Annotated in this window: 7 protein-coding genes and 2 rRNA genes; 1 reads left to right on the forward strand and 8 read right to left on the reverse strand. The window is 73.0% G+C overall.

Translation table 11 applies throughout. From position 1 onward, the window contains the following. Window positions 1-9: 9 nt before the first annotated feature. The 4 genes from E2B92_RS24330 to E2B92_RS24345 form a co-directional block, all read right to left on the reverse strand. The gene (locus E2B92_RS24330) at window positions 10-879 is read right to left on the reverse strand and encodes an ABC transporter ATP-binding protein (RefSeq protein WP_126888019.1); all 870 of its coding nucleotides are present in this window, start codon (window positions 877-879) and stop codon (window positions 10-12) included. Further along, window positions 876-1,919 carry a FecCD family ABC transporter permease gene (locus tag E2B92_RS24335; protein WP_126888018.1) on the reverse strand — a complete coding sequence of 348 codons (1,044 nt, stop codon included), beginning with the start codon at window positions 1,917-1,919 and terminating at the stop codon, window positions 876-878. The genes E2B92_RS24330 and E2B92_RS24335 overlap by 4 nt, the downstream gene beginning before the upstream one ends. Continuing rightward, on the reverse strand, window positions 1,916-2,968 hold the full coding sequence (locus tag E2B92_RS24340) for a FecCD family ABC transporter permease (protein ID WP_185923708.1): 1,053 nt from the start codon (window positions 2,966-2,968) through the stop codon (window positions 1,916-1,918). The genes E2B92_RS24335 and E2B92_RS24340 overlap by 4 nt, the downstream gene beginning before the upstream one ends. 70 nt (window positions 2,969-3,038) lie before the next feature. Beyond that, window positions 3,039-4,070: an HAD-IIA family hydrolase gene (locus E2B92_RS24345; RefSeq protein ID WP_126888017.1), complete on the reverse strand. Its 1,032-nt coding sequence runs from the start codon at window positions 4,068-4,070 to the stop codon at window positions 3,039-3,041. Window positions 4,071-4,146: 76 nt separating this feature from the next. On the opposite strand from E2B92_RS24345, the gene E2B92_RS24350 reads away from it, so the two are divergent. Then, window positions 4,147-5,442, forward strand: coding sequence for a DUF1015 family protein (locus E2B92_RS24350; RefSeq protein WP_126888016.1), 1,296 nt, complete (start codon window positions 4,147-4,149; stop codon window positions 5,440-5,442). Between the two features lie 59 nt (window positions 5,443-5,501). Here E2B92_RS24350 and E2B92_RS33045 read toward each other — a convergent pair whose 3' ends face one another. The 4 genes from E2B92_RS33045 to E2B92_RS24365 all read right to left on the reverse strand — a co-directional run. Continuing rightward, window positions 5,502-6,188: a tetratricopeptide repeat protein gene (locus E2B92_RS33045; protein WP_235023952.1), complete on the reverse strand. Its 687-nt coding sequence runs from the start codon at window positions 6,186-6,188 to the stop codon at window positions 5,502-5,504. Then, on the reverse strand, window positions 6,188-7,036 hold the full coding sequence (locus E2B92_RS33050) for a hypothetical protein (protein WP_200836976.1): 849 nt from the start codon (window positions 7,034-7,036) through the stop codon (window positions 6,188-6,190). Before E2B92_RS33050 ends, E2B92_RS33045 begins: the two co-directional genes overlap by 1 nt. 437 nt (window positions 7,037-7,473) lie before the next feature. Beyond that, a 5S ribosomal RNA gene (rrf, locus tag E2B92_RS24360) occupies window positions 7,474-7,590 on the reverse strand. Between the two features lie 110 nt (window positions 7,591-7,700). Continuing rightward, window positions 7,701-7,806 (reverse strand): 23S ribosomal RNA (locus E2B92_RS24365); the annotation flags it as partial.

Below are 7,806 nucleotides of genomic sequence, written 5' to 3' on the forward strand. Positions count from 1 at the left end.
GCCGGGTCCCTACCGCGCCGCCGCGGCCGTCGCCGTCCGCGAGGCCCGGGCACGGGCCTGCCGCGCCGCCGGGACGACCAGCGGCGTGCCGGTCTCGGGGTCGTCGATGACCTGGCAGCGCAGCCCGAAGACGCGCTCCACCAGCTCGGCGGTGACCACCTCGGACGGCGGGCCCTCCGCGACGATCTCCCCGCCGCGTACCGCGATCAGGTGCGTGGCGTACCGGGCCGCGTGGTTCAGGTCGTGCAGCACGGCGACCAGGGTGCGGCCCTGGGTCTCGTGCAGTTCGGCGCACAGGTCCAGCACGTCGATCTGGTGCTGGATGTCTAGGTACGTCGTCGGCTCGTCGAGCAGCAGCAGCGGCGTCTGCTGGGCCAGCGCCATCGCGATCCACACGCGCTGGCGCTGCCCGCCGGACAGCTCGTCGACGTACCGGTCGCCCAGCTCGCCCACACCGGTGGCGTCCATCGACTCCCGGACGATGCGCTCGTCCTGCGTGGACCACTGGCGCAGCAGCCCCTGGTGCGGGTAGCGGCCGCGGGCGACGAGGTCCGCGACGGTGATGCCGTCCGGCGCGATGGACGACTGGGGCAGCAGGCCCAGGGTGCGGGCGACCTTCTTGGCGGGCAGGGAGTGGATCGCCTGCCCGTCCAGCAGCACGCGGCCCTCGGTGGGCTTCAGCATCCGCGACAGGGCCCGCAGCAGGGTCGACTTGCCGCACGCGTTGGGGCCGACGATCACGGTGAACGAGTTGTCGGGGATCTCGACCGAGAGGTCGCGGGCGATGATCCGCTGCTCGTAGGCGAGGGTGACCGCCTCCGCGCTCAGGCGCTGCTGCATGGGGGCCCTTCTGGTGTTCTCGTGGTTCACGGGGGTCATATCCGGCCTGCCCGGCGCTCGGTGACCAGCAGCCACAGCAGGTACACGCCGCCGACGACACCGGTCACGACGCCCACCGGCAGTTCCGACTCGCCGAAGGCGTTGGTGGCGGTCCAGTCGGCGACCAGCAGCAGGGCGGCGCCCATGAGGGCGGACGCGGCGAGGTTGGGGCCGGGCGAGCGGGTGAGCCGCCGGGCGAGCTGCGGCGCGCTGAGCGCGACGAAGGTGATCGGACCGGCGGCTGCCGTGGCGACGGACACCAGCAGCACGGCCGAGCCCATCAGCACCAGGCGCGTCCGCTCCACCTTCACCCCGAGCGCGTACGCGGCGTCGTCGCCCATCTCCAGCATCCGCAGCGGCCGCCCGTGCCCCAGCACCAGCGGCACGAGCACGGCGCAGACGGCGAGCAGCGGCCAGAACTGCGCCCAGTCGCGCCCGTCGAGGGTGCCGGTCATCCACAGCACGGCCCGGGTGGCGTCGATCAGGCTGGCCTTGGTGATCAGGTAGTGGATGACGGCGGTCAGGATCGCGGCCGCGCCGATGCCGACGAGTACCAGCCGGAAGCCGTGCACGCCCCGCTTCCAGGCGAGCAGGTAGATCAGGACACCGGTCACCACACCGCCCACGACGGCGCCGCCCGCGACGGCGGTGGCGCCGCCGCCGAAGAGCACGATCACGGTGAGCGCGCCCACGGTGGCACCCTGGCCGAAGCCGATGATGTCGGGGCTGCCGAGCGGGTTGCGCGAGACGGACTGGAACACCGCGCCGCCCAGCCCCAGGGACGCGCCGACCAGGACCGCCACGAGGACGCGCGGCAGCCGCAGGTCCCGGACGACGAACTCCTGCGCCATGGTGCCGTCGCCGAGCAGGGTGGCGACCACGTCCCCGGGCGCGATCGGGAAGTCGCCGCTGCCGATCAGGACGACGCCGGCCGCCGCGGTCACCACCGCCAGCAGCAGGAGCGTGACGGCCGCGCGGGGCTCGTAGCGGAGGGACAGGCCCCCGGGCGTGCGCAGGGCCTTGGCGGTACGCGTGGTCACAACTGGGCCATCCTCTTGCGGCGTACGAGGTGGATGAAGACGGGGCCGCCGACGAGCGCGGTCACGATGCCGACCTGGAGCTCGGAGGGCCGGGCCACCACCCGCCCCAGCACGTCGGAGCCCAGCAGCAGCACGGGCGCGAGCACCGCCGCGTACGGCAGGATCCACCGCATGTCGGGGCCGGTCAGGGCGCGCACGAGGTACGGCACCATCAGGCCGACGAACACGATCGGGCCGCACGCGGCGGTCGCGGCGCCGCACAGCAGGGTCACGGCTACCATGCCGGCGGCGCGCGTCCGGTTCAGATGCGCGCCCAGCGCGCGGGCGGTGTCGTCGCCCATCTCCATGGCGTTGAGCGGCCGGGCGATCAGCAGCGCGAGGACGACGCCCACGGCGACGAACGGCGCCACGCTGCGCACCGTCGTCATGTCGGCGTTGGCCAGCGAGCCGACGGTCCAGAAGCGCAGCCGGTCCAGGGCGGCCGAGTCCAGAAGCTGCACGGCGTTGACGTACCCGTACAGCGCGGCGGTCGCCGCCGTCCCCGCGAGCGCGAGCCGTACCGGGGTGGCGCTGCGGCTGCCGCCGAGCACGTACACGACGACCGAGACCACGGCGGCGCCCAGGAAGGCGAACCACACGTAGCCGGTCAGCGAGGTGACGCCCAGGAAGCTGATGGCGGTCACGACCGCGGCCGAGGCGCCCGCGTTCACGCCCAGCAGGCCGGGTTCGGCGAGCGGGTTGCGGGTGAGCGCCTGCATCACGGCACCGGAGAGGCCCAGTGCGGCGCCGACGATCACTCCCAGTACCGTCCGGGGCACCCGCAGGTCCCGGATGAGCACGTCGTTGCCCGTCCCGGAGTAGTGGAACAGACCGTGCCACACGTCGTCGAGCGGGACCGGCTTGGCCCCGACCACGATGCTCGCGGCACAGATGAGCAGCAGGACACCGACGGACGCCAGCAGCCCCGCCGCGCGCACCGCACGGCGCCCGCGCGGCTCGGCTGCGGCGGAGGAGTCCGCGCTCTGTTTGGGAGGACTGTCGACCAACACCCGGTTAGGTTAGCCTACCTTTGGTTCTCCTCCGTGGCGGCCTCGACCGTCCCCACCCGCCCCGGGAGCCTCACCACCCCAGCCGGGCCAGCGCCTTCCCCGCCTCCAGCGCGCACGAACCGTCCCCCGCGTGCGTCCACGCCGCCGCGCACAGCGCCCGCAGCCCGTCCAGCGCGCCACCCTCGCCGTCCAGGACGAAGGCGTCCCCGCGCACCGACGCCGTCCACCCACCGCAGCCGAACCCGGCCTCCACCGACCCGGTCACCTCCGGCTGCCCGGTCAGCAGCCCCCGCAGATCCGCGTCCACGTACGTCGGACGGTGCTCCGGCACCGCCGCCAGCAGACGCGCCGCGTCCGTCACCCCGGTCAGGACCAGCAGCGAGTCCACGCCCCCGTTGAACGCCCCCTCGATGTCGGTGTCCAGCCGGTCGCCCACCACCAGCGGCCGCTCCGCACCCGTCCGCAGGATCGTCTCGCGGTGCATCGGCGGCAACGGCTTGCCCGCCACCTGCGGCTCCGCGCCCGTCGCGATCCGCACCACCTCCACCGCCGCACCATTGCCCGGCGCGATGCCCCGCGGGCTCGGGATCGTCAGGTCGGTGTTGGACGCGAACCACGGCACCCCCCGCGCCACCGCGTACGCCGCCTCCGCGAACCGCCCCCACGGCAGCTCCGGCCCCCCGTACCCCTGCACGACGGCCGCCGGGTCGTCGTCGGCCGACTCCACCGGCTCCAGCCCGCGCTCCCGCAGCGCGACCCGCAGCCCCTCACCGCCGATCACCAGCACCCGCGACCCCGGCGGCACCTGGTCGGCGATCAGCCGGGCCACCGCCTGCGCCGAGGTGATCACGTCGGACGGCTCGGCCGGCACGCCCAGCTCACTCAGGTGCGCCGCCACCGCGGCGGGCGTCCGCAGCGCGTTGTTGGTGACGTACGCCAGGTGCATCCCGCCGTCCCGCGCCGTTCCCAGCGACTCCACCGCGTACGCGATCGCCTCCCCGCCCGCGTACACCACCCCGTCCAGGTCGAGCAGCGCCGTGTCGTACGCCTCGCTCAGCGCGCGCGCACTGCCACCCGGCCGGTTCCTGCCCCGCTGCCCCATGTCCCGAACTCCTCGCTGACGAAAGCCGACTGCCCCCGATCATCGCTCATACCCCCGATCCACATACGATGCAGGGATGAACACCACAGGTTCTGCGGCCAATGGCGGTCTGCACCTGACACCTTTCCGCGGACTGCGCTATGTCCCCGAACGGGTCGGGAGCCTTGCCGCGGTGACCTCACCGCCGTACGACGTGGTCGTACGGCCCGACGGTGTCCACCACCTGGAGTCGGCCGACCCCCACAACATCGTGCGGCTGATCCTGCCGCAGGCGGCGCAGACGGCCACCACCGAGGCCCGGCACCGCCAGGCCGCCGACACCCTGCACTCCTGGCTCTCCGACGGCGTCCTCGCCGCCGACACCGAACCCGCGCTCTACGTGTACGAGCAGCGCAAGGGCGACCTCCTCCAGCGCGGCCTCATCGGCGCCCTGGAACTGACCACCCCCGCCGAGGGGATCGTGCTCCCCCACGAGGACGTCATACCGCACGTCGTCGAGGACCGCGCCTCCCTCATGCGCACGACCGCCGCGAACCTCGACCCGCTGCTCCTCACCTACCGGGGCAACGGCACCGCCACCGGCGCCACCGCCGTCATCGAACGCACCGTCCTGCGCGCACCGCTCCTCGCCACCACCACCGAGGACGGCATCAGCCACCGGCTGTGGTCCGTCACCGACCCGGCCGCACTCGCCGAGGTCGCCGAGGACCTCGGCCGCCACCAGGCCCTGATCGCCGACGGCCACCACCGCTGGGCCACGTACCTGCGCCTGCGCGAGGAGCACTCCGCTCCCGGCCCGTGGAACTACGGCCTGGTCCTCCTCATCGACACGGCCCGCTACCCGCTCCAGGTACGCGCCATCCACCGGCTCCTCAACCGCCTCCCGGTCGCCGACGCGCTCGCCGCCCTCGGCGACACCTTCCGCGTCCGCACCATCGACGCGCCGCTGCCGGCCGCCCTGGACGCCCTCGCCACCGCCGCCTCGGACGGCAACGCCTTCCTCCTCACCGGCGGCGGCACCGGGCCCTTCCACCTGATCGACCGCCCTGCCCCGGAGCTCCTGGTCCGCGCGATCCCGGCGGACCGGCCCGAGGCATGGCGCACCCTCGACGCGACCGTCCTGCACGCCGCCCTCATCGACCGCGTCTGGCGCGTCCCCGACACCCCCGAGGACATCACCTACATCCACGACGCCGGGGCCGCCGTCGCCCAGGCCGAACGCCGGGGAGGCACGGCCGTCCTGATGCACCCGGTACGCGAGGAGGTCGTCCGCGACCTGGCCCGCCAGGGCGTCACCATGCCGCGCAAGTCGACGTCCTTCGGCCCCAAGCCGGCGACGGGCCTGGTGCTCCGCAGCCTGGACGTCGACTGACGGACGCCGGACATACGAAAAGGGGCGGCACCCACCGGGTGCCGCCCCTTTCCTGTCACTCAGCCGCGCGGTTCCTCGTCCGTCCCGTCCGCCGGGGCGTCCTCGTCCTCGCCGTCCTCGTGGTCCTCCACGATGGCGTCGACGAACTCCACCCCGTCCAGCTCGGCGAGCCGGTCCGAAGCGTCGGTCGAACCGTCCTTGTCGGCCTCCAGCGCCTTGGCGAACCACTCACGCGCCTCGTCCTCACGCCCGGCCTCCAGCAGGGCGTCGGCGTACGCGTACCGCAGGCGCGCCGTCCACGACTGCACGGAGTTCGACGCCAGCTCCGGGCTCTGGAGGGTCACGATGGCGGCGTCGAGCTGCCCCATGTCCCTGCGCGCCCCGGCGGCGACGAGCCGCATCTCGACCTGGCCGGCCTTGTCCAGCTTCTGCACCTCGGGCTCACCGGCCATCGCCAGTGCACGCTCGGGCCGCCCCAGGCCGCGCTCGCAGTCCGCCATGACGGGCCACAGCTCGACGCTGCCGGTCATCCGCCGCGCCGCCCGGAACTCCGCCAGCGCCTCGGCGTACTTCTGGGTCGCGTACGCCGCGAAGCCCGCCGCCTCCCGCACGGCCGCCACCCGCGAGGCCAGCCGCAGCGCGATGCGCGAGTACGCGTACGCCTTCTCCGGCTCCTCGTCGATGAGCTTGGCGACCATCACCAGGTTCCTGGCGACGTCCTCGGCGAGCGTCTTCGGCAGGCTCATCAGCTCCTGCCGTACGTCCTTGTCGATCTCGTCACCGGTGACCTCCGGCGGAATCGGCAGCCGCTTGATGGGCTCCCGGTCCCGGTCGCGCCGGTCCCGGTCGTCCCGGCGGAAACCGCCACGGTCGTCCCGTCCCCGGTACCCGCCGCGGTCACGGTCGTCGCGCCGGGGCCCACGCGGCCGGTCGTCCCGGTCCCGCCGGAACCCGCCACGGTCGTCACGCCGGGGCGCCCGGTCGTCACGGGGGAAACCGCCGCGGTCGTCACGCCGGTCGTCCCGCCGGAACCCACGGTCATCGCGCGGGAAGCCACCCCGGTCGTCCCGACGCTCGTCACGCCGGTCATCGCGGCGGAACCCACCACGGTCGTCACGCCGGTCGTCCCGGCGGTCGTCACGACGGAAGCCACCCCGGTCGTCACGCCGGTCATCACGCCGGTCGTCACGACGGAACCCACCACGGTCGTCACGCCGGTCATCACGCCGGTCATCACGACGGTCGTCACGACGGAACCCACCACGGTCGTCGCGGCGCTCGTCCCGACGGTCATCACGACGATCGTCCCGCCGGTCGTCGCGGCGGAACCCGCCGCCACGGTTGTCGTCCCGACGGAAGCCACGGCCGGCGACCGGACGGCCACCCCGGTCGTCACGACGGTCGTCCCGACGGTCATCGCGCCTGGGCGCCCGGTCGTCACGGGGGAACCCGCCGCGGTCGTCACGCCGGTCGTCCCGCCGGAACCCACGGTCATCCCGCGGGAAGCCACCCCGGTCGTCCCGACGCTCGTCACGCCGGTCGTCGCGGCGGAACCCACCACGGTCATCGCGCCGGTCATCACGCCGGTCGTCACGACGGAACCCGCCGCGGTCGTCGGGCCGGGGCGCCCGCTCGTCCCGACGGAAGCCACCCCGGTCGTCCCGACGGAAGCCACCCCGGTCGTCCCGACGGTCGTCGCGGCGATCGTCCCGACGGAATCCGCCACCGCCGCCGGCCGGGCGCCCACCGCGGTCGTCCCGGTCGCGGCGGAAGCCGCCGCCACCGCTGCCCCGGTTGTCGTCGCGACGGGGTCCACGGAAGCCGCCCCGCTCACCACCGTCCCTACGGCGCGGCTCGCGCTCCGGACGATCGTCGGAGGAGTTGGTGGACATGGCTATGGCTCCTGTCTTCGGGTACCGCAGTCATTCTCGCGCAGCCGGCCTCCCGACGCGCTTCGAGAAAAGATCAAGCAAAACAAAAAGGACCCTTGGTCCCAGCATGCACGCTGGGACCAAGGGTCCTTGAAAGATTGTTCGGCGGCGTCCTACTCTCCCACAGGGTCCCCCCTGCAGTACCATCGGCGCTGAAAGGCTTAGCTTCCGGGTTCGGAATGTAACCGGGCGTTTCCCTAACGCTATGACCACCGAAACCCTATCGGGTTCTAGCGAACAAGCACACTCTTCAATTAAGTAAGTGGAGCTGGTTCAACCGGTGCGACTGTTCGCAACCCGGGAACCACACAGTGGACGCGAGCAACTGAGGACAAGCCCTCGGCCTATTAGTACCGGTCAACTCCACCCATTACTGGGCTTCCATATCCGGCCTATCAACCCAGTCGTCTACTGGGAGCCTTACCCTCTCAAG

Origin of the sequence: Streptomyces sp. WAC05374 (assembly GCF_004353505.1) — a bacterium.
Lineage (GTDB): Bacteria > Actinomycetota > Actinomycetes > Streptomycetales > Streptomycetaceae > Streptomyces.

What these genes read in the sequence shown, in the direction of transcription:
- E2B92_RS24330 (WP_126888019.1), bottom strand. Translation starts at nt 879, where the DNA reads ATGACCCCCGTGAACCACGAGAACACCAGAAGGGCCCCCATGCAGCAG.
- E2B92_RS24345 (WP_126888017.1), bottom strand. Translation starts at nt 4,070, where the DNA reads ATGGGGCAGCGGGGCAGGAACCGGCCGGGTGGCAGTGCGCGCGCGCTG.
- E2B92_RS24350 (WP_126888016.1), top strand. Translation starts at nt 4,147, where the DNA reads ATGAACACCACAGGTTCTGCGGCCAATGGCGGTCTGCACCTGACACCT.
- E2B92_RS33045 (WP_235023952.1), bottom strand. Translation starts at nt 6,188, where the DNA reads ATGAGCCTGCCGAAGACGCTCGCCGAGGACGTCGCCAGGAACCTGGTG.